General features: G+C 67.7%; 18 protein-coding genes. 10 read left to right on the forward strand and 8 right to left on the reverse strand.

The genetic code is table 11. From position 1 onward, the window contains the following. Positions 1-18: 18 nt before the first annotated feature. The 3 genes from BWQ92_RS14195 to BWQ92_RS14205 are packed head-to-tail and all read right to left on the reverse strand — an operon-like array spanning position 19 to position 1,689. Positions 19-582 (reverse strand): hypothetical protein, encoded by a 564-nt coding sequence (locus BWQ92_RS14195; RefSeq protein ID WP_076800457.1) that lies wholly within the window; start codon positions 580-582, stop codon positions 19-21. Between the two features lie 53 nt (positions 583-635). Next, positions 636-1,091: a hypothetical protein gene (locus BWQ92_RS14200; protein WP_076800459.1), complete on the reverse strand. Its 456-nt coding sequence runs from the start codon at positions 1,089-1,091 to the stop codon at positions 636-638. Positions 1,092-1,101: 10 nt separating this feature from the next. Next, positions 1,102-1,689 (reverse strand): hypothetical protein, encoded by a 588-nt coding sequence (locus BWQ92_RS14205; RefSeq protein ID WP_076800461.1) that lies wholly within the window; start codon positions 1,687-1,689, stop codon positions 1,102-1,104. A 125-nt stretch (positions 1,690-1,814) separates the two neighbouring features. Here BWQ92_RS14205 and BWQ92_RS14210 point away from each other — a divergent pair, with 125 nt between their 5' ends. Further along, positions 1,815-3,431, forward strand: a complete 1,617-nt coding sequence (locus BWQ92_RS14210) for a DUF7059 domain-containing protein (RefSeq protein WP_076800463.1) — start codon at positions 1,815-1,817, stop codon at positions 3,429-3,431. 128 nt (positions 3,432-3,559) lie between these two features. Here the strand turns inward: BWQ92_RS14210 and BWQ92_RS14215 are convergent, their stop codons facing one another. Further along, on the reverse strand, positions 3,560-3,874 hold the full coding sequence (locus BWQ92_RS14215; protein ID WP_076800465.1) for a hypothetical protein: 315 nt from the start codon (positions 3,872-3,874) through the stop codon (positions 3,560-3,562). 186 nt (positions 3,875-4,060) lie between these two features. On the opposite strand from BWQ92_RS14215, the gene BWQ92_RS14220 reads away from it, so the two are divergent. The 5 genes from BWQ92_RS14220 (at position 4,061) to proC (ending at position 10,563) form a co-directional block, all read left to right on the forward strand. Continuing rightward, positions 4,061-4,777, forward strand: a complete 717-nt coding sequence (locus BWQ92_RS14220; protein ID WP_076800467.1) for an ArsR/SmtB family transcription factor — start codon at positions 4,061-4,063, stop codon at positions 4,775-4,777. Positions 4,778-4,882: 105 nt separating this feature from the next. After that, a complete protein-coding gene (gene topA / locus BWQ92_RS14225; RefSeq protein ID WP_076800469.1) occupies positions 4,883-7,606 on the forward strand; it encodes a type I DNA topoisomerase in 2,724 nt (907 codons plus the stop codon). Positions 7,607-7,655: 49 nt separating this feature from the next. After that, complete coding sequence (locus tag BWQ92_RS14230) at positions 7,656-8,105, forward strand: SseB family protein (RefSeq protein ID WP_076800471.1); 450 nt, start codon at positions 7,656-7,658, stop codon at positions 8,103-8,105. Between the two features lie 140 nt (positions 8,106-8,245). Then, complete coding sequence (locus tag BWQ92_RS14235; RefSeq protein ID WP_076800473.1) at positions 8,246-9,238, forward strand: Ppx/GppA phosphatase family protein; 993 nt, start codon at positions 8,246-8,248, stop codon at positions 9,236-9,238. A 491-nt stretch (positions 9,239-9,729) separates the two neighbouring features. After that, the gene (gene proC, locus BWQ92_RS14240) at positions 9,730-10,563 is read left to right on the forward strand and encodes a pyrroline-5-carboxylate reductase (RefSeq protein ID WP_076800475.1); all 834 of its coding nucleotides are present in this window, start codon (positions 9,730-9,732) and stop codon (positions 10,561-10,563) included. Between the two features lie 84 nt (positions 10,564-10,647). Here proC and BWQ92_RS14245 read toward each other — a convergent pair whose 3' ends face one another. After that, positions 10,648-11,334 (reverse strand): potassium channel family protein, encoded by a 687-nt coding sequence (locus BWQ92_RS14245; RefSeq protein ID WP_076800477.1) that lies wholly within the window; start codon positions 11,332-11,334, stop codon positions 10,648-10,650. Next, positions 11,327-12,757, reverse strand: coding sequence for a TrkH family potassium uptake protein (locus BWQ92_RS14250; protein ID WP_076800479.1), 1,431 nt, complete (start codon positions 12,755-12,757; stop codon positions 11,327-11,329). The genes BWQ92_RS14245 and BWQ92_RS14250 overlap by 8 nt, the downstream gene beginning before the upstream one ends. A 107-nt stretch (positions 12,758-12,864) precedes the next feature. Between BWQ92_RS14250 and BWQ92_RS14255 the strand changes: the two genes are divergently transcribed. After that, on the forward strand, positions 12,865-14,076 hold the full coding sequence (locus tag BWQ92_RS14255; protein WP_076800481.1) for an acetoin utilization protein AcuC: 1,212 nt from the start codon (positions 12,865-12,867) through the stop codon (positions 14,074-14,076). Positions 14,077-14,146: 70 nt separating this feature from the next. After that, the gene (locus BWQ92_RS14260; protein ID WP_076800483.1) at positions 14,147-14,821 is read left to right on the forward strand and encodes an ArsR/SmtB family transcription factor; all 675 of its coding nucleotides are present in this window, start codon (positions 14,147-14,149) and stop codon (positions 14,819-14,821) included. A gap of 82 nt (positions 14,822-14,903) precedes the next feature. On the opposite strand, the gene BWQ92_RS14265 is transcribed toward BWQ92_RS14260, so the two are convergent. Then, positions 14,904-16,265 (reverse strand): alpha-hydroxy acid oxidase, encoded by a 1,362-nt coding sequence (locus tag BWQ92_RS14265; protein ID WP_076800485.1) that lies wholly within the window; start codon positions 16,263-16,265, stop codon positions 14,904-14,906. A 111-nt stretch (positions 16,266-16,376) separates the two neighbouring features. Between BWQ92_RS14265 and BWQ92_RS14270 the strand changes: the two genes are divergently transcribed. Both BWQ92_RS14270 and BWQ92_RS14275 read left to right on the forward strand, forming a co-directional pair. Continuing rightward, a complete protein-coding gene (locus tag BWQ92_RS14270) occupies positions 16,377-17,084 on the forward strand; it encodes a FadR/GntR family transcriptional regulator (RefSeq protein ID WP_076803731.1) in 708 nt (235 codons plus the stop codon). A 65-nt stretch (positions 17,085-17,149) separates the two neighbouring features. Then, on the forward strand, positions 17,150-17,740 hold the full coding sequence (locus tag BWQ92_RS14275) for a TetR/AcrR family transcriptional regulator (RefSeq protein WP_076800486.1): 591 nt from the start codon (positions 17,150-17,152) through the stop codon (positions 17,738-17,740). 124 nt (positions 17,741-17,864) lie between these two features. Here the strand turns inward: BWQ92_RS14275 and BWQ92_RS14280 are convergent, their stop codons facing one another. Further along, the gene (locus BWQ92_RS14280; protein WP_076800488.1) at positions 17,865-18,878 is read right to left on the reverse strand and encodes a LacI family DNA-binding transcriptional regulator; all 1,014 of its coding nucleotides are present in this window, start codon (positions 18,876-18,878) and stop codon (positions 17,865-17,867) included. Positions 18,879-19,016: the final 138 nt, after the last annotated feature.

Here is a 19,016-nt window from a genome sequence, read left to right on the forward strand (position 1 = left end):
CCGGGGTAGCAACGTGCGTCATATCCGGCTGATCCGGTAGGCGAAATTGGCGTCCCTCCGCGCCTCGACCGTTACCCGTAGCACGGAGTCCTCCGACAGGTGCACCACATTGACTCGGGACGTGCCGCAACGCAGGCTCAGATCCACCAGGGCGAAGTCGGAATCGCGAATGGTGAACGCCACCCGCCGCCCGCTGCGGCAGGCGAGGGTGAGAGAGTATGTGCCGGCCGGCAGCTGCTTGGTGGATTCGGTCTTGCTCCGGCCCCTGGAAACGCTGCCGTAGCTGGTGTGGAAAACCTGCCCCTCGGCGTCGGGCAGTACTTCCTTCGCCCATGCGGTGAGCTCCGGGCCGGATACCGGCATGTTCTCCAGCGGATCACGGGGCACCACGGGATCCGTTACCACAGGCGCCGCGGCTGGAAGCTCGCCGCGGCCGTCGTCATAGCTGTACTCACAGCCGCCCAGGGCGGGGGCAGCCAGCACGGAGAAGAGCACGACGGCGGCTGCCGGCGCCCGCAGCGAAAGCGTGCGTTGCGCCCGCCCGGAAAAACGATGCGCGGAGGCCATCCGCACCGTGGGCATACCCCGACTTTAAGCCCGCAGGGGGCGACGGTACAGATGGCAATTCGGCCGGTTTAGCGCGCGGGAACCAGGTGGTAGGCGTACAGGAGCGGCGCGTCCACGCTGGAGGCGCTGATCTCCATCCGCCCGGCCTTCGGTACAGCGATCTTCGCGGTTTCGCGGCTGCCGTTGCAGGCGGCTCCGGCCTCCGTCAGTTCCTCGCCGGCGAGCGTCACCGCGAAGAACGCCTTGCCCCCGCCGTCGCACGTGATGGTCAGTGTGTAGTCTCCAGCCGGAACGCTGGCCGCTGACTGGACGATCCTGTTCCGGTTGAGGATCTTGCCGGAATCCTGCAGCACGGCCTGGCTGTCGGAAGGCAGCGCAGTTGCCCGCCACTGTGGAACATCGGCATTTTCGATTGAAACCATGGGGGAGCAGGCAGTGGCTGCCAGCATTATGGCGGCGGCTGCCGCCGTGCCCAGGGTGCGGGAAATCAGGGCACGGGAAACCAGGGGACAACGTTCAGCCATGACCTCAAACTTACCCGTTCGGGACGGTGCCGCTTTCCCTCCGGCCCTGCCTGCCCCGCTGCGAGACGACAAAAGAGACAAGTCTGTCTGCCTCGGCCAGCACCTTGGCCATGCCTGCGGAAGCCGCCACCACACGCTCGCCCCGTGACTCCAGGGTGACGGGAAAGCCGGCGGCCCGTGCCGCGGCGCCCGGCGGCGCCGCCGTCTGCGGGGCTGCCTGCCCGGCGGCTTCACGGTCCGGATGTTGCGGTTCCGGGACCGCGCGCCTGGCGCTTTCCTCGGACAGGGTCAGGGCATCGATTTTGGCGCCGCCGATCTTGTCCAGCAGCTCGTAGTCCTCGTCGGTGCACAGATCGCTGGCGGCCAGATGCTTCAGCGCAACCAGCCCCACGATCGCCCTGCTGAAGTCGCGCTCCATGGCAAGGTCGATGGCCCACTGCGTCCGCTTCCACCACTGGTCCCGCCGGTCCGCCTGCCGCCGCTGCGCGAGCGTGCGCCAGGCGATCCAGCCGGCGATGACGGCGGCCAGCAGCGGGGCGAATGCCGCCGCGTAGGGCAGCCAATCCGAAGCGGCCGCCACTGCCTGGGTTCCGAACATGGCCCAACTGTAACTTCCGGCGAGGACAATACTGAGGCGCCACCCGCGGCGGGGTTGCCATAGGGCGCGGGCACGGCAACCGCCGGGGGACCGGCACTGGCGCGGCCGGGAAATAGACTTGCCCGGTGACTGAACCAACGCACTTCACCACCGGCAACACTCCCGACGCACCGCGCAGCGACCATCCCGACCTCCTGCAGGCGCTGGCCGCGGACCTCCGCGAGGTGGGCTACACCCTGGAAGGAGTCGCGGAACTGCTGGGGGAGTCGGCCAACGCTGCCCTGGACCGGGACCAGCTCATCCCCGCACTGATCGTGACTGAAGAGGCAGCCGCCAGTGAGCCGCGCACCGCGGCCCTGGCCGCCGTCGTGCGTTTCTGGCTGTTGGCCGTTCCGCAGGAAGCCGAAGTGCTCGACGCCGCGCTGCCGCGGACCCGTGCAGCCGGCCTGGCGGCACTTGGGCTGGCAAAAATAACGGGGACCCAGGTGACCGCCGAAGCGGACCTGCGGCCCTACGGCTGGGACTCCGGCGACGGCGGTGTCGAGATCTGGGTGGCCAGCGACCTCGCCGCACACCAGCGGCCCGGGGTACTCCGGTACGACCACGTGCTGGGAATCGGGCAGGCGTCCACCACCCTCGTCCAGTCCACGATCCGGCGGCCTGCCGGCAGGGCGCTGGACCTGGGCACCGGCTGCGGCATCCAGACCTTCCACCTTCTGCAGCATGCCGGCCACGTCACGGCCACGGACGTCTCGGCGCGCGCCCTCGCGTTCACCCGCTTCAACCTCCTGCTCAACGCCGACGCGCTGGCCATTGATCCTGCGCGGCCGGCAGAGCGCGTGAGCCTGCGGCTGGGATCGCTCCTGGAGCCTGTTGCCGGCGAGGCGTTCGACCTCGTGGTGTCCAATCCGCCGTTCGTCATCACCCCGCGCACCGCCGGCGAGGCCGCGGCTGACCAGTTCACCTACCGTGACGGCGGACTGCCGGGGGACGACATCGTCGCGTCGCTCATCCGCTCGCTGCCCGATGTGCTCGCCCCGGGCGGAACAGCCCAGCTTCTGGGCAACTGGGAGATCCGGGAGGGCTCGGCCTGGGATGAACGGCCGCAGAGCTGGGCCGGCCCGGACACCGACGCGTGGTTCATCCAGCGCGAACAGGTGGGGCCGGAGCAGTACGCGGAGACCTGGCTGCAGGATTCCTCCGAAACCCGCGACCGCCGGCACTACCAGGATGCCTATGGCGCCTACCTGGCGGATTTTGCGTCGCGGAATGTCGAAGGGATCGGCTTCGGCATGGTGTTCCTGCGCCGGCCGGCCGCTGAACCGCGTATCCGCCGGTTCGAGGAGATCACCTACCCCATTGAACAGCCTGTCGGCCCGCATCTGGGTGCAGCGGTGGAACGGGCCGACTGGCTGGCCGAGCACGATGTTTCCGCCGCCCACCTGCTGGTGGCCGAGGACGTCACCGAGGAGCGGCACCAGCGCCCCGGCGCAGAGCATCCCGGTGTGATCCTGCTCCGCCAGGGCGCCGGGCTGCGCCGCACCAACCTGCTGAGCACCGAACTGGCCGGTTTTGTCTCTGCATGCGACGGCGAGCTGACCGCCGGGCAGATCATCGGCGCCCTTGAGGCGCTGCTGGGCGGGACGGAGGAGTTCGACGGCGACGCCTTCCGGCGCGGGCTGCTCGCCGAGGTGTCCAACCTGGTCCGCGACGGATTCCTGCTGCCCGCAGACCCGGCCTGACCCGTCCGCAAACGCAAAGCGCGAACGCAAAGCGCGAACCGAAGCGCGAACGGACAGTTGTGGCCCCAAATCCCTGCGGATCTGGGGCCACAACTGTCCGTTCGCGCTTGACGGTGTCAGTTAAGGAGTCAGTTAATGTGGGCGCGCTGCATTCCGGGAGCGGGCACGTCGATGGTGAAGCCGCACATGCAGCGGTAGGTCACGGCGTCGGCTGCGCCCACGGCCTTCATCGAGCGGATCAGGCGCTGGCCATCCACCCTGATGGCCATTTCCAGGGAGAATTCCTGATCCAGCCGCTTCATGGGCCGCCGGCAGTGCCGCGGGGCGCCGGTGCCGGCCAGCAGCGAGTTGCGGGAGGCTGCGCCCGTTTCCAGGCTGGCGTCCGCCAAGTGGCCGGCGGGCTGGGATGCCGGCGTCAATATGTCTTCGTCGAGGGTAATCATGGTCTTCCTTTGGGCTTTTCACGGGGCTGCCATCGGTGGCCGCCCCGCCGCGAAACTGCTTGCGGGAGGTCTGCTTACGGAAGTAAGCAAAGCATGCTTACTAATTCCGGGGCAAACCGGACGGCTGTGGCGGGCGGATATCAAGCACTTCTTTCAGAGCCCTGGCCGCCTGCGTAGACTGAAGAAATGAGGACTGACAGGCCGTCGCCGGAGCCGCCGCAAACCCCTGCGGCCGCGGTTGAAGCGGCTGCGCCGGAACCGGAATCCGCGGCTGCGGCGGGACCCGAACCTGCGGGTGCGCCGCGGCGCAGGAACCGGCAGGAAAAGAAGGTGGAAATCACCGATCCCAAAGCGATCCGCGCGCTGGCCCATGCCGCCCGGCTGGAGGTCATCTCCGAGCTGTACTCCACACAGTCCAGCCGGACAGCAACCGAACTCGCGCAGCAGACCGGGCTCACTCCCAGTGCCATGAGCTACCACCTCCGCGCGCTGCAGAAGTGGGGCATCGTCATCCCGGCCGAGGCGTCGGACGATGCCCGTGAACGCCGGTGGAAAGCGGCGGGCACGGACTTTGCGATCAACTCGGGTGGCGCTGTGGCCGGCCCGGACTTTGCCGTGATCGACATCGAACTTGATGCGTTCCGGCGCCGGGCCAGCGCCTACGCCCGCGCCCGGGACGAACATCGCCAGCGCGGCGGGGCGGAGGAGGCGCCGCCGGCTGTGCTGCTCGCCAGCAACCTCCTTTACCTCACGGCAGAACAGCGCGGCGAGCTGACGGAAAGGGTCTTTGAGCTGCTCCGGGGCTATGAACTGGAGGATCCCACCAGCATTCCGCCGGGTGCCGAGCGGATTGCCACCATGTGGTCCATGATTCCCGATGACCGCACACTGCCGGAGCCGTGACGGGGGCCACCGTTTTCCACATGACAGCGCAGAATTCTGCAAAATATGGTGAACTAGGCCAATATGGGCTGATCTGCCCGAGCAATCTTTTTCTGTAGGAGCACTGTGCCAAGCAAGGCCAAAACCGGCAAGAAACTCGTGATTGTGGAGTCTCCGGCCAAGAGCAAGACCATCGCCAAGTACCTGGGCGAGGGCTTCATCGTTGAGGCCTCCATCGGTCACATCCGCGACCTGCCGCAGCCGTCCGAGCTCCCCGCGGACCTGAAGAAGACCTCCCTGGGCAAGTTCGCCGTCGACGTCGAAAACGACTTCAAGCCCTACTACGTCGTCTCCCCGGACAAGAAGAAAAAGGTGGCCGAGCTCAAGGCCCAGCTCAAAGACGCCGACGCGCTCTATCTCGCAACCGATGGGGACCGCGAGGGCGAAGCCATCGCGTGGCACCTCCTGGAGGTCCTGAAGCCCAAGGTCCCCGTGTACCGGATGACCTTCGGCGAAATCACCAAGGAAGCCATCCACCGGGCCATGGACAACCTGCGCGACGTCGATGCCGCCCTGGTGGACGCCCAGGAAACCCGCCGCATCCTGGACCGCCTTTACGGCTACGAGATCTCCCCGGTGCTGTGGCGCAAAGTGGCGCGCGGACTGTCCGCCGGCCGCGTGCAGTCCGTTGTCACCCGCATGGTGGTGGACCGCGAACGGGAGCGCATGGCGTTCAAGGCCGCGTCCTACTGGGACCTCACCGGGCAGTTCGGGGCGGACGCCGGCTCCTTCAAGGCGAAGCTCGCCGCCGTTGACGGCGCCAAGGTCGCCACCGGCCGGGATTTTAACGACGACGGCGAACTCACCTCGCGCAATGTGGCGCACCTGAACGAGGAACTCGCCACCTCCCTGGCAGCCGCCCTGCAGGACGCCGATTTCCGCGTCCGCTCGGTGGACACCAAGCCGTACACGCGCCGCCCGGCGGCGCCGTTCACCACCTCCACGCTGCAGCAGGAGGCCGGCCGCAAGCTGCGGTTCTCGTCCAAGAGCACCATGCAGATCGCCCAGCGGCTGTACGAGAACGGCTACATCACCTATATGCGTACGGACTCCTCGGCGCTGAGCGACGAGGCCGTCACGGCCGCCCGCCGCCAGGCTTCCGAGCTCTACGGCCCCGAATACGTGCCGCAGTCGCCGCGTGTCTACACCAGCAAGGCCGCCAACGCCCAGGAGGCCCACGAGGCCATCCGTCCCGCCGGTGACTCCTTCCGCACCCCGGCCCAGGTTGCCCAGCAACTCAGCGGCGACGAGTTCCGGCTGTACGAACTGATCTGGAAGCGCACCGTCGCCTCGCAGATGGCCGACGCCAAGGGCTCCACGGCCACCATCCGGCTGGGCGCTCTGGCCACCGACGGCCGCGACGCCGAATTCTCCGCCTCCGGCACGGTCATCACGTTCCCCGGCTTCCTGGCCGCCTACGAGGAAGGCAAGGACGAAAGCCGCGGCGACGACGATTCCGACGAGGGCCGCCGGCTGCCGAACGTCGCGAAGGGCGACGGGCTGTCCGCCTCCGACATCATCGCCGTCGGGCATGAGACCTCGCCGCCGCCGCGCTACACTGAAGCTTCCCTGACGGCCGAGCTGGAGAAGAAGGGCATCGGACGCCCGTCGACCTACGCCTCCACGATCTCCACTATCCAGGACCGCGGCTACGTGCGGAAGCAGGGCTCTGCCCTGGTGCCGAGCTGGATCGCCTTCTCCGTGGTGCGGCTCCTCGAACAGCACTTCACGGATTATGTGGATTACGAGTTCACTGCCGACATGGAAGGCGACCTGGACAAGATCGCCAACGGCCAGGCCGTGGGTGCCGCCTGGCTCAAGCACTTCTACTACGGCGAGGACACCGATCCCGGCCTGCTGAGCATCGTGAACAACCTGGGTGAGATCGACGCCCGGGAGATCAACTCCGTGCCCATCGCCGACGGCATCACGCTGCGGGTCGGCAAGTTCGGGCCGTACCTGGAGAGCTCGCTGCCCACGGTGGACCCCAAGACGGGTGAAGTGGTGGAGTCCGCCCGCGCCAACGTCCCGGACGATCTTGCCCCGGACGAGCTGACGGCCGAGAAGGCCGTGGAGCTCATGGAAACCGCGGCTCCCGAGGAACGGGTCCTGGGCGCTGACCCGCACACCGGGCACACGGTTGTAGCCAAGAACGGCCGGTACGGCGCCTATGTCACCGAGATCATCCCCGAGATGACCGAGGAGCAGCTGGCCAGCCTGCCCGTGGAGTACTACAAGAACGGCAAGCCCAAGCCGCCGAAGAAGCCCGTCAAGGCCAAGCCGCGCACCGGTTCGCTGTTCAAATCCATGACCGTGGAATCTGTGACCCTGGACGAGGCGCTGCAGCTGATGAGCCTTCCGCGCGTGCTCGGTGAGGACGCCGAGGGCAACCCGATCACGGTGCAGAACGGCCGTTTCGGGCCGTACCTGAAGAAGGGCACGGACTCGCGGTCCATCGGCTCGGAAGAGGAAATCTTCACCATCACGCTGGAACAGGCATTGGAGATCTACTCCCAGCCCAAGCAGCGCGGTGCCCGCGCGGCCGTGCCGCCGCTGGCCGAATTCGGTCCGGACCCGGTGTCGGAGAAGAACATCGTGGTGAAGGAGGGCCGCTTCGGTCCGTACATCACCGACGGCATCACCAACATCACGGTGCCCCGCAGCACGTCACTGGAGGAACTGACCCGGGAACGCGCCGTCGAACTTCTGGCCGAAAAGCGGGCCAAGGGCCCGGTCAAGCGCACCACCACGCGCAAGGCCCCGGCCAAGAAGGCTGCCGCGAAGAAGTAGGGGCTGGGGACGAATTGCTTCGCGCCGGGCATCGTGGTCGAGTAGATACATGACTGAACAGCCGGAACCCGCAGACACCACGCCGCTGAACGACCTCGAGGAGAAGCTGGCCCGGGGCGGCCATCCGGACGCCGACCCGGTGGACGTCATCCTGTCGTTCCTCAACAACGAGGTCTACATCATCAGCTCCGACACGCTCGAGGGCGAGGACTCCCAGGTGGAGCCGCTCGTGCTGGGCAACGCGGACGGCCAGCCGGTCCTGGCCGTGTTCTCGCACCCCAGCCGGGTGGACGCCCAGTATCTCGAGGCCGCTCCCAACGTGCTCGGCACACAGGGCGCGGCGATCATCGCCAACATCGGCGATGAGTTGGGCATGGTGATCAACCCCGGCGCGGCCTATGGTTTCGAGATCAATCCCGAAGGCATCGCCAACATCAAGCGCGACTTCAAGCGCGCCGACGAGGTGGACCCGAACCCCGCAGGGCTGGAAGGCGAGTAACTCCGGCCGGCTCTCCGCAATCCCGGCGGACAGCAAGGGTGCGGGGCAGCGCGGACAGCAAGCCGATGGGCGCAATGTGGATGTGCGCAATGTAGGCGTCGGGTTGCGTCCGCTGTGCCGGCGGGAGGAATAATGGCAGGATGCGGCTAGGCGTCCTCGACATCGGTTCCAACACTGTCCACCTCCTGCTGGTGGACGCCCACCCCGGCGCACGGCCTGTGCCCTTCGCCTCGCACAAGCGGCCCCTGTCGCTGGTGCAGTACCTCGATGCGGACGGCAACATCACGGACGCCGGCCAGCACGAGCTCACGGAGTTCGTGCTGGAGGCCTGGGAGTTCGCGGCCCGCCACAAGGCCGAAGACCTGCTGGCATTCTGTACGTCGGCCATCCGCGAGGCCACCAACGGGCCCGCGGTCCTGGCCCGGGTCAAGCACGAAACCACGGTGACGCTGCAGGAGCTCACGGGCAGCGAGGAAGCGTCCATGACCTTCTTCGCCGTCCGACGCTGGTATGGCTGGGCCGCCGGCACCGTCCTGAACTTCGACATCGGCGGCGGTTCGTTTGAAATGGCGCTCGGGCAGGACGAGCTGCCGGAACTGGCCACGTCCGTGCCCCTCGGCGCGAGCCGGCTGACCCGGGACTGGCTGCATGAGGACCCGCCGTCGGCGAAGAGCGTCAAGGAACTGCGCCGCTACATCCGGGCGACCCTCAAGCCGGTGGTCCGCAGCTTCAACGAGGTGGGCAGGGCGAACGTCGTGGCCGGCACCTCCAAGACCTTTCGTTCCCTGGCGCGGATCGCCGGGGCAGCCCCCAGCGCTGCTGGTCCCTACGTGAAACGCGACCTGAACCGCACAGACCTGGGCATTTGGGCGCAGCGGATTTCCGCCATGAAGTCCGAGGACCGGCTCCACCTGCCGGGCGTCTCCGAGGCCCGCGCCAACCAGCTCCTTGCCGGTGCGCTGGTGGCCGAGGCGGCACTGGAGCTTTTTGAGTACAAGAAAATCAAGATCTGCCCATGGGCCCTGCGCGAGGGCCTCATCCTCCGGCGCCTCGACCAACTGGTGTTCGACGGTCCGCTGGAACCCGCCCCGCACGTGGGCATCCAGCAGGCCTCCGCTCTGCCTGCGCTTTAGGATTCACCGGCGTCTTAACACGTAGCCGGGGGCGCCTTAACGAGTGAGCGCCGGCCGGTTACGCAGAAGAAGCTGGGGGGAACGCTTCTGCAACCGACCGGCGCCGCGCCGGCCCCGAAGGACCGGTTCCATCACTCGCACCTGTGAGGCGTTTACGACTCTAGCGACGCAACATGGGTGTTCCTGGGGAGCTGCCTGAATGCCCGCTGGGAGCCAGTCCATGTGAGGCACCCGGCCCGGCGGAGGGTCCCTAAAGCAAAGACACCGACGGCCTGCTGCAGAAAAATGGGCAAAACCACTGCAGAACCGCCGGTGCCTGACAAGCATCCCCATGCTTGCTTCATCACTCGCACCCTCAATGAGGTACTACCTAAGTTAGGGGCCCAAGGTGTGTGAATGCTCCGACAAACATGTGAGCTTCCTGTGAATGGGCGGGCTCCGGTGACTGGACGCCGTCTGCATCGGCAGCGCTGAACTGCAATGATGGACCAATGAGCAACCGAATCGCATTCCTTGGCTGTGGATCAATGAACGAGGCCATTTTGGGCGGCCTGCTGGAGGGGGGCATGGATCCCATGGAGATCGTGGCCACCGTCCGCCGCGCGGAACGTGCAGCGGAGCTGGCGGAACGGCACGCCGGCATCACGGCCATCGCCGGCAGCGAAGAACCTGACAACAACAAGCAGGCCGCGAAGGCTGCAGGCATTGTCATTCTCGGCGTGAAGCCCGTGGGTATCGCCGAGCTCGCCCGGGAAATCAGTGACTCCCTTTCCCCCGATGCGATCGTCATTAGCGTTGCTGCCGCCGTCTCCATCGCCCAGCTCGAAGCCGCGCTGCCCGCTGGTCAGCCGGTGATCCGGACGATGCCCAACACCCCGGCGAAGCTGGGCCGCGGCGTGGTCTCGGTGTCTCCCGGCACCAACTGCACGCCCGAGCAGCTCCAGCGGGCGAAAGACATCCTCGGCGCCGTGGGGACCGTCGTCGAAATCCCGGAGGAGCAGGTGGACGCCCTCAGCGCCATCAGCGGTTCCGGTCCGGCCTACGCGTTCTACCTGGCCGAGGCCATGGCCGCCGCCGGCGTCGAACTCGGCCTTGACCAGGAGCTGGCGCTCTTGCTGGCACGCGAAACCGTGGCGGGGGCCGGCCTCATGCTGGCCGAACCCGGCGCCGAACCCAGCGCCCTGCGCAAAGCCGTGACCAGCCCCAACGGCACCACCGAACGGGCCATCGCAACCTTCGATGACCGCGGCATGCCGGCCATCATCGCCGCAGGCGCCCGCGCCGCGGCTGACCGCGCGGCCGAGATCACCAAGCAGCTCGGCTAGTCCCCACCCGCACCCTAACCTCGCAAGTCCGCACTGCTCCCAGCCCCGCAGGCTCGGTCAGGGAACCCTGCGGGCGTGGGCCCCCTACGGCCGCGCGGCGAACCGTTCCAGCAGGTCCACGTGGCCGGAGACGATCAGCATGTCGCGGGCGGACACCTTGGTCTCGGGCCGAGCGTAGGTGAAGTCTTCACCCGGGGACTTCACGCCCACGATGGTCACGCCGTACTTGGACCGCACCTTGGACTCGTCCAGCGTGAAACCTACTGTTTCACGCGGGGGATACATCTTGACGATCGCGAAGTCGTCGTCGAACTCGATGAAGTCCAGCATGCGCCCGGAGACCAGGTGCGCGGCGCGGACGCCGGCGTCGGCCTCGGGGTAGATGACGTGGTTGGCGCCGATGCGGGTGAGGATTTTGCCGTGCGACGGCGTGATGGCCTTGACCCACAGGTGCTCGATGCCGAGGTCCACCAGGTTCACGGTGATGAGCACCGAGGACTCAATGGACGTGCCGACGCCGACGACGGCAGAACTGAACTCCTGCGCACCCAGCTGGCGCAGCGCGTCGATGTTGGTGGCGTCCGCCTCCACCACGTGGGTCAGGAGGGGGGCCCACTTCTGGACGAGGGACCTGTCGCGCTCGATGGCCAGCACCTCGCGTCCCTGCTTCACCAGCTGCTCGGCCGTGGAGGAGCCGAAGCGGCCCAGCCCGATCACCAGTACCGGTGCGTTGTGGGCGGGGCGGGCGGGGGCACCTGAGGAATTAGCCAATGATGGGCCTCTCTTCCGGGTAGTGGTACAGCTGGCTGCGCTGGCGCAGTGCCAGGGCAGCGGCGAGGGTGACGGTGCCGACGCGGCCGGCGAACATCAGGGCGGACAGGACATACACGCCCGACGGCGGCAGCTCGGCGCTGAGGTTGGTGCTCAGGCCGACAGTGGCAAACGCCGAGATGGTTTCGAACAGCACCCGGTCCAGCGACGCCCCGCTGATCTGCAGAAGCAGGAACGCGGACGCGGAAACCAGCGTGGCACCTGCCACGATCACCGAGATCGCCACGCGCATGGTCCCCTCGGGGATGGTGCGGCCATAGACCTTGACGTCCGCGTCGCCGCGGGCCTCGGCGATGATGGCCAGGAACATGACGGCGATGGTGGTCACCTTGATGCCGCCGGCCGTTGAAGCCGAGCCGCCGCCGGCGAACATGAGGGCGTCCGTCAGCAGCATGGTGGTGGATTCCATCTGGTTCTGGTCCACCAGGTTGAAGCCGCCGGAGCGGGTCATTACGGAGGCGAAAAGGGAGTGCGTGATCTTGTCGCCCAGGCTCATGCCGCCGATGGTGCGGGCGTTGTCCCACTCCATGAGGGCCCACAGCACCGTGCCGGCAGCGAGCAGGATAAACGAGACCTGGATGGTGAGCTTCGTGTGCAGGTTCCACTTGTGCCAGTTCAGCCCGTTCTGCTGCAGGACCATGACCACGGGGAAGCCCAGGCTGCCCAGGAACACGCCCAGCATGAGGGGGATGAGGATCCAGAGGTCTGTTTCGTAGGGGACGATGCCGTCCGAGTGCGGGGTGAAGCCGGCGTTGTTGAAGGACGAGATGGCGTAGAAGACACCGTGCCAGACGGACTGCCAGAACGGCTCGCCGAGGACCATGAAGCGCGGGATCAGGGCGATCGCGAGGGCGGCCTCGATGACCACCGAGGTGGTGATGACGATCCGCAGCAGCGTACCCACCTCGCCAAGGCGGCCGGCGTTCATGGCCTCCTGGGCGATGAGCTTGCCGCGGACACCAAGCTTCTTGCTCACCATCAGGGCCAGCAGCGAAGCCAGGGTCAGCGTGCCGAGGCCGCCGACGAAGATGCCGATCAGAATGATGAGCTGCCCGAAGAAGGACCAGTGCACGGCGGTGGACACCACGGTCAGGCCCGTGACGCAGACAGCCGAGACGGCGGTGAAGAGGGCCTGGTGGATCGGGGTGAAGTCGCCGGTTGCCGAGGACGCGGGCAGCGACAGGAGGCCGGTGAAGAGGAGGATGACCACCACGAACGCGCTCAGGGCAAGGCGGGCCGGCGACGTGTTGGCGATGTCGTCGATGAAGTCACGGATGCCCGTGAATATCCAAAGGCCCTCGCGCTCCGGCGCTCCGGGGTGCCAGTTGGCCGGGCTTTTGGACCTCGACTGGCTTTGGGTCATGTGCGGCTGTTCCTAGGTTGACTCTCTGCTTCCTCAAGTAGTAAACCACTAAACCCCGGGCCAATGGCCGGGTCGGGAGCGAACCTGGCTCGGGTAGCCTGTGAGTGATGACATTCCAGTCCGGACTCAGCCTCCCCGCACTGCCAACGACGGTGGTGTGGGACGCCGCCATGACGGCGTACAACTTCGGCCCCGGCCACCCGATGGCGCCCGAGCGCCTGGACCTGACCGCCCGGCTGGCCCGGAGCCTGGGCCTGCTGGACCTTGACCACGTCACACTGTCGGCCCCGGACGTGGCCGGCGACGGCGAGCTCACCACCGTCCACAGCGCCGACTTCGTGGCTGCCGTCCGCCGGGCCAGCGACAACCCTGCCGCCGCGGACGAGTCCTACGGGCTCGGCACCGAGGACGATCCCGCCTTTGCCGGCATGCACGAGGCCGCGGCCCGGCTGGCCGGCGGCTCGCTCCTCGCCGCGAGTACGATCCTGGACGGCTCGGCCGTGCGGGCTGTGAACTTCGGCGGCGGGTTGCACCACGCCTCCCGGGAGCGCGCCAGCGGCTTTTGCGTCTACAACGACGCCGCCCTGGCGGTGCGGAAACTGCTCGACGGCGGCGTGCAGCGCGTGGCATATATCGACGTCGACGCGCACCACGGGGACGGGACGCAAAGCATCTTCTGGGACGATCCCCGCGTCCTCACCATCTCCCTCCACGAGACCGGCATGACCCTTTTCCCCGGGACCGGCTTCGCCAACGAGATCGGCGGTCCCGAAGCCCTGGGGAGTGCCGTGAACGTGGCACTGCCGGCGGGAACGGGCGACGCCGGCTGGCTGCGGGCCTTCCACGCCGTGGTCCCGCAGCTCGTGGGCGCCTTCGGGCCCGACGTCATCGTCAGCCAGCACGGCTGCGACTCCCACCGGCTCGATCCGCTGACCCATCTCAGCGTAAGCGTGGACGGACAGCGCGAGGCCGCCACCGCCGTCGCAAATCTCGCCGCGCGGTACTGCGAAAACCGCTGGATCGCCACCGGCGGCGGCGGATACCACATCACCGGCGTGGTGCCACGGACCTGGAGCCACCTGATCGGCATCGCCGCGAACCGCCCGGTGCCGCTGCGGACCCCCGTGCCCGGGGCGTGGCGGACCTATGTGCAGGAGCGCTACGGCGTGGACACCCCCGAGAGCATGGGCGATGACGCCGATGTCTGGTGGCGCTCGTGGGAGGTGGGCTTCGACCCCAACGACGACGTCGACCGCACCGTGATGGCCACCCGCAAGGAAGTCTTCCCGCTCCACGGGCTCGACCCCTGGTTCGACTAGTTCTTCACGGGAGCTGACGCCCGCGAAATAGTAGATGCCATTAGGCGTATATGTCGCTAGGGTGGGTCTCATGGTGACAGACGACGTATTTGCCGTCATTGCTGAGGCAACGCGGCGGGACATTCTCGTGTCCCTCCAGGCGGGGGACAAAGCTGTGGGGGAGCTGGTCGAGGAGCTCGCGGCGAGCCAGCCCACCATCTCCAAACACCTCAAGGTCCTGCGGGAAGCAGACCTCGTCAGCATGCGCGCCCAGGGCCAGAAGCGCTACTACGCGATCAACACCAAGCCGCTTGAGGGGGTCGCCAGCTGGCTTGAGACGTTCGACGTCGGACGCGCGGCTTCCGCCGCAGCGTCACCGGAAGCCGCAACACAGCAGGCCGCAGCACAGCGTGCCGACGAAACCCAGACCGGCACCGCCCGGACTGCGGCGGGCGCCGGAAGCCCCGCCGCCGCAGCCGCCGCGGCCTCGGCCGGCGTTGCCGGCCCGGCCGCCGAGGTCCCGGACGCGTTCGCTGCTGCCGTCGCGGCACCCGCTGGCGGCACGCCGGAGGCCGCAACCCACGCGCCCGGGCGACCGTCGAGCGGACAGCTGAGTCCCGCCGTCGTGGTTCCCGGCGGACAGGTGGCCGGAAGCGCCGGCCAGGACGACACCGTCCCGCAGCAGATCGGCCGCACCGTAGGCCGCGCCGCGACGAAGGCCGCCGACCTGCTGGCCAACCTGCCCAAGTTCGGCCGCAAAAAGTAAACCTCTCCCAACTGGCTCGCATTTGTTGTCGTTTTGACGCCCCAGAACGACAACAACTGCGAGCCAGTTGGGTAGCCCCAGGTTACTTGCCGAGGATCCGCACGTGGTCCGGGGTCAGCTCGGAGATGCTGCTGACGCCGAGGAGGGCCATTGTGCGGGCCATGTCCTTCTCGAGGATCTGCAGCACGCGGTCAACCCCGGCCCGGCCGCCCGCCATGAGCCCGTACAGGTAGGCGCGGCCGATGAGCGTGAAATCTGCGCCGAGGGCCAGCGCGGCGATGATGTCCGCGCCGCTCATGATGCCCGTGTCCAGCATGACCGCGGCATTGCTGTTGTCCGCCTTGAGTGCCTTCGACACCTCGGGAAGCAGGTGGAAGGGGATGGGGGCACGGTCGAGCTGGCGGCCGCCGTGGTTGGACAGGACGATGCCGTCGGCGCCGTGATCCACCACCTTGCGGGCGTCCTCCACGGTCTGGATTCCCTTGACCACGAGCTTGCCCTTCCAGGTCTCGCGCAGCCAGTCCAGGTCCTCGAACGTGAGGGTGGGATCGAACATGGAGTTGATGAGCTCCGCCACCGTGCCCGTGTACCGGGAGAGCGAGGCGAAGGTGAGCGGCTCGTGGGTGAGGAAGTTGAACCACCAGGCAGGGCGGTAGGAGGCGTCGAGCACGGTCTTCAGCGTCAGCGCCGGCGGAATGGTCATGCCGTTGCGGACGTCACGCAGCCGCGCCCCCGCCACGGCCGTGTCAACGGTGACCATCAGGGTGTCGTTGCCGGCCCTGGCCGCGCGCTCGATCAGTTCGAGGGAGCGGTCCCGGTCCGTCCACAGGTACAGCTGGAACCAGTTCCGGCCGTTGGGTGCCGCGGCGGCCACGTCCTCGATCGACGCCGTGCCCATCGTGGAAAGCGTGTAGGGGATGCCCGCGGCCTCGGCGGCCTGGGAGCCGGCGTATTCGCCTTCGGACTGCATCATCCTGGTGAAGCCGGTGGGGGCGATGCCCACGGGAAGCCGGGAAGGCTTGCCCAGAATGTCGGTGCTCAGGTCGATGCTGGACACATTCCGCAGGATGCCCGGGCGGAACTCGATGTCCAGGAACGCCTCGCGGGCCCGCCGCAGGGTGATCTCGCCCTCCGCCGCGCCGTCCGTGTAGTCGAAGGGGGCCTGCGGGGTGCGGCGCTTGGCGATGTCGCGCAGTTCCCATACCGTGCTGGCGCGCTTGAGCCGGGCTTCCTTGCTGAACTGGGGCTTCTTGAACTGCATCAGCGGGGCCAGGTCCGAGTACTTCGGGATGCGGCGCTTCAGAGCGGCCGGAACGGCGGCGGTCCCCGCGGCGACCGGGACGGGGACGCCCGCAGCGCCGGTGCCGGGCCGGGTGGCCGGGATGTCCGTTGCGTCCGGGGCGGGGGTGGTCTCGGGGTTGCTCGGCTGGATGGTGTGGGTCATAGCTTTCCTCCGTGGGCATGCCGGGAGGTGCTGAACAGCCAGAGCCTCCCCGGTGTGGTCTAACCACACTCTAAAGGATGTGGTCCAACCACATCAAGTACCATGGGGACCATGCGCACGCACCAACTTGTCCTGCGGTGGATCGAGGACCAGCTCTTCGGCGGCCGGCTCGCCGTCGGCGGACGCCTTCCGGCCGAGCGGACACTGGCCGAGCAGCTCGGCGTCTCCCGCACCTCCGTCCGTGAGGCCATCCGCGTCCTTGAGGCCATGGGTGTGGTCCGGGCGGGGGTGGGTTCCGGCCCCGAGGCGGGGACCGTGGTGATCTCGGACCCGACGGCGGCACTCGGCTCCGCACTGCGGCTGCACGTGGCCACGCAGCACCTGCCGGTGGAGGACGTGGTGGAAACCCGCGTGTTGCTCGAGTCCTGGGCGGCTGGCCGGGCCAGGCCGGACGCCGCCGAACTTGACCTCGCCGGGGCACTGCTCGACGACATGGACGGGGACCACGGCATCGACGACTTCCTGGCCCTCGACGTCCGCTTCCATCTGGCCCTGGCGGATGCCGCCGGCAACGCCGTCGTCAGCGCCATGATGGGGTCTTTGCGCGAGGCCATCCAGGGCTACGCCGGGCAGCTGACCGCCAACCTGCCGGACTGGGACAACACCGCCTCGCGTCTCCGGACAGAGCACCGGGAGATTCTGGCCGCCATCCGGAAGGACGACGGCGGCCGGGCAGCCGAGCTTGTTGCCGCCCACATCAGGGGGTACTACAAAGAAGCCGGGCTCGAGGGGAAGGACGCGGGGCACGCGCACCCGTAGCGGGACTGTGTTTTTGCAGACATCCCTGCCTCCGGTGGAGCAGGACGTTGAAATAAACTGGCGGAATGTCGCCGTCAAAGCCCCGCGGGCAGTACGCCAAAGGTGCCGAACGCCGCGAGCAGATCATCCAGACCGCCACGGATGTCTTTGCCACCGAAGGCTTTGAGCGGACGGCCCTGAAGCGCGTGGCCGAGCTCGTGGGCGTCAAAGAGGCCACGCTCTTCCACTATTTCAGCGGCAAGCAGGAGCTCCTGACGGCGGTACTTGCCGAGCGCGACCGCCGCAGCCGGGAGGCCGGCAGCCTGGATGAGTCCGGGCTGGCAGCATTGGCCTCTGTGGCGGAGCGGAACACGAACGAGCCGGGCCTGACCACGCTCTACGCCGTGGCGTCGGCCACGGCCAATGACCCGGACCACGCGTCCCACGGATACTTCCAGGACAGGTACGCACGGCTGGTGGAGGAGCTGGCGCTCGATATCCGCCGCCGCCAGGACGCGGGGGAGGTCCGGGCCGACGCCGGGGCAGAGTCGCTCGCGCGGCTGGTCATCGCCGCGTTCGACGGCCTGCAGCTGCAGTGGCTGTACGACAAGAAGGTGGACATGGCCGGCGGCCTGGCGGAGCTCGTTGACGTGCTGCTGGCGCCGGCCCGGCGATAAGGACGGCGGCCCCTAGGGTCGCACGCCGTCCTAGGTTCGCATCGTGCGTGGAGCTTTGTCCACCTGTCACGATTTGAGGGACATTCAGCGGCCATTGTCCGTACAAAAACTCCATAGGAGCGGGCTATGTTGCGGCCGGGCCGGAGCTCCCGCGGATCTCGAGCCGCGGCTGGAAGGTGCTCTCCTCGTCCGGGGCTTCGGCGTTGCGGATGAGCGCCAGCAGCCGGTGCCAGGCCCGTTCGCCGAGCTCCGTGATGGGTACCGCGGCGGTGGTGAGCGGCGGGGTGGTGTACCGGGCGAAGGGGATGTCATCGAATCCGGTGACCGAGATGTCCTCGGGGACGCGGACGCCGCGCTCGTGCAGTCCGCTGAGCAGTCCCATGGCCACGAGGTCGTTGAAGGCCAGGACGCCCGTGGCCCCGCTGGCCAGCACCGCGTCCACCGCTTCATGTCCGGTTTCGAAGCTGGACCCGCCCTCAAGCATCAGGAGTTCGACGCCCGGATTCGCTGCCCGGAACTTGTCCAGTCCGGCCATGCGGGCCCGGTTGGAGGCGCTTCGGGCGGGACCGGCCAGGAACGCGACGCTGGTATGCCCCAAGCCCACAAGATGTTCCGCGAGTTCCTGGACGCCCTGGCTGTAATCCACCTCAAGGCTTGGCACTCGGGTTTCCCTGGTGCTGCGGTTGATCAGGACCATGGGGTGCAGTGAGGGCGCCAGCTCCTCGAGTTCGGCGTCACCCATGCGCGGCGCGCACAGCACCAGGCCGTCGCAGCGCCGCCGCGCCTCTCCGGCCAGAATGGCCTCCTCGCTGGAGACTTCCGAGGAGTCGGCGATCAGCACCCGGTAGCCGTCTTGGGCTGCGGCCATGCTCACCCCCCGGAGGATGGCCTGGAACGTGGGGTTGGCGAGATCGGGCACCACGATGCCGATGGTGTCGGTCTTGCCCAGGGCGAGGCTGCGGCCCACCGGGTTTGGCTGGTAGTTCAGTTCCGCCGCGGCGTCCCGCACGCGCTGGGCGATGGCGGGGTCCACCGTGAAATTGCCGTTCATGACGCGGGAAACGGTGGCATGCGAGACGCCGGCCTTACTGGCAACGTCCGCAATGCCGATGCGCCGGGTGCCCGTTCTCCTGGCCATAACTTCCTTCCCTCTGTCCTGTGCCGCGGCCCGGCGCCACTGAGATGGCAACGGCCTGAGTCGCGGCCCGTGCGGCTTCTAAAAGACGGTTGACGTGCTCGCCGCTGTCTTGATACAAAGCTTATAACGTTTCGAGAA

Origin of the sequence: Arthrobacter sp. QXT-31 (assembly GCF_001969265.1) — a bacterium.
Classification (GTDB): domain Bacteria; phylum Actinomycetota; class Actinomycetes; order Actinomycetales; family Micrococcaceae; genus Arthrobacter.

What these genes read in the sequence shown, in the direction of transcription:
- BWQ92_RS14205 (WP_076800461.1), bottom strand. Translation starts at nt 1,689, where the DNA reads ATGTTCGGAACCCAGGCAGTGGCGGCCGCTTCGGATTGGCTGCCCTAC.
- BWQ92_RS14265 (WP_076800485.1), bottom strand. Translation starts at nt 16,265, where the DNA reads ATGACCCACACCATCCAGCCGAGCAACCCCGAGACCACCCCCGCCCCG.
- BWQ92_RS14195 (WP_076800457.1), bottom strand. Translation starts at nt 582, where the DNA reads ATGCCCACGGTGCGGATGGCCTCCGCGCATCGTTTTTCCGGGCGGGCG.
- BWQ92_RS14255 (WP_076800481.1), top strand. Translation starts at nt 12,865, where the DNA reads ATGACATTCCAGTCCGGACTCAGCCTCCCCGCACTGCCAACGACGGTG.
- BWQ92_RS14270 (WP_076803731.1), top strand. Translation starts at nt 16,377, where the DNA reads ATGCGCACGCACCAACTTGTCCTGCGGTGGATCGAGGACCAGCTCTTC.
- BWQ92_RS14200 (WP_076800459.1), bottom strand. Translation starts at nt 1,091, where the DNA reads ATGGCTGAACGTTGTCCCCTGGTTTCCCGTGCCCTGATTTCCCGCACC.
- BWQ92_RS14235 (WP_076800473.1), top strand. Translation starts at nt 8,246, where the DNA reads ATGCGGCTAGGCGTCCTCGACATCGGTTCCAACACTGTCCACCTCCTG.
- proC (WP_076800475.1), top strand. Translation starts at nt 9,730, where the DNA reads ATGAGCAACCGAATCGCATTCCTTGGCTGTGGATCAATGAACGAGGCC.
- BWQ92_RS14250 (WP_076800479.1), bottom strand. Translation starts at nt 12,757, where the DNA reads ATGACCCAAAGCCAGTCGAGGTCCAAAAGCCCGGCCAACTGGCACCCC.
- BWQ92_RS14220 (WP_076800467.1), top strand. Translation starts at nt 4,061, where the DNA reads ATGAGGACTGACAGGCCGTCGCCGGAGCCGCCGCAAACCCCTGCGGCC.
- BWQ92_RS14215 (WP_076800465.1), bottom strand. Translation starts at nt 3,874, where the DNA reads ATGATTACCCTCGACGAAGACATATTGACGCCGGCATCCCAGCCCGCC.
- BWQ92_RS14275 (WP_076800486.1), top strand. Translation starts at nt 17,150, where the DNA reads ATGTCGCCGTCAAAGCCCCGCGGGCAGTACGCCAAAGGTGCCGAACGC.
- BWQ92_RS14230 (WP_076800471.1), top strand. Translation starts at nt 7,656, where the DNA reads ATGACTGAACAGCCGGAACCCGCAGACACCACGCCGCTGAACGACCTC.
- BWQ92_RS14280 (WP_076800488.1), bottom strand. Translation starts at nt 18,878, where the DNA reads ATGGCCAGGAGAACGGGCACCCGGCGCATCGGCATTGCGGACGTTGCC.
- BWQ92_RS14260 (WP_076800483.1), top strand. Translation starts at nt 14,147, where the DNA reads ATGGTGACAGACGACGTATTTGCCGTCATTGCTGAGGCAACGCGGCGG.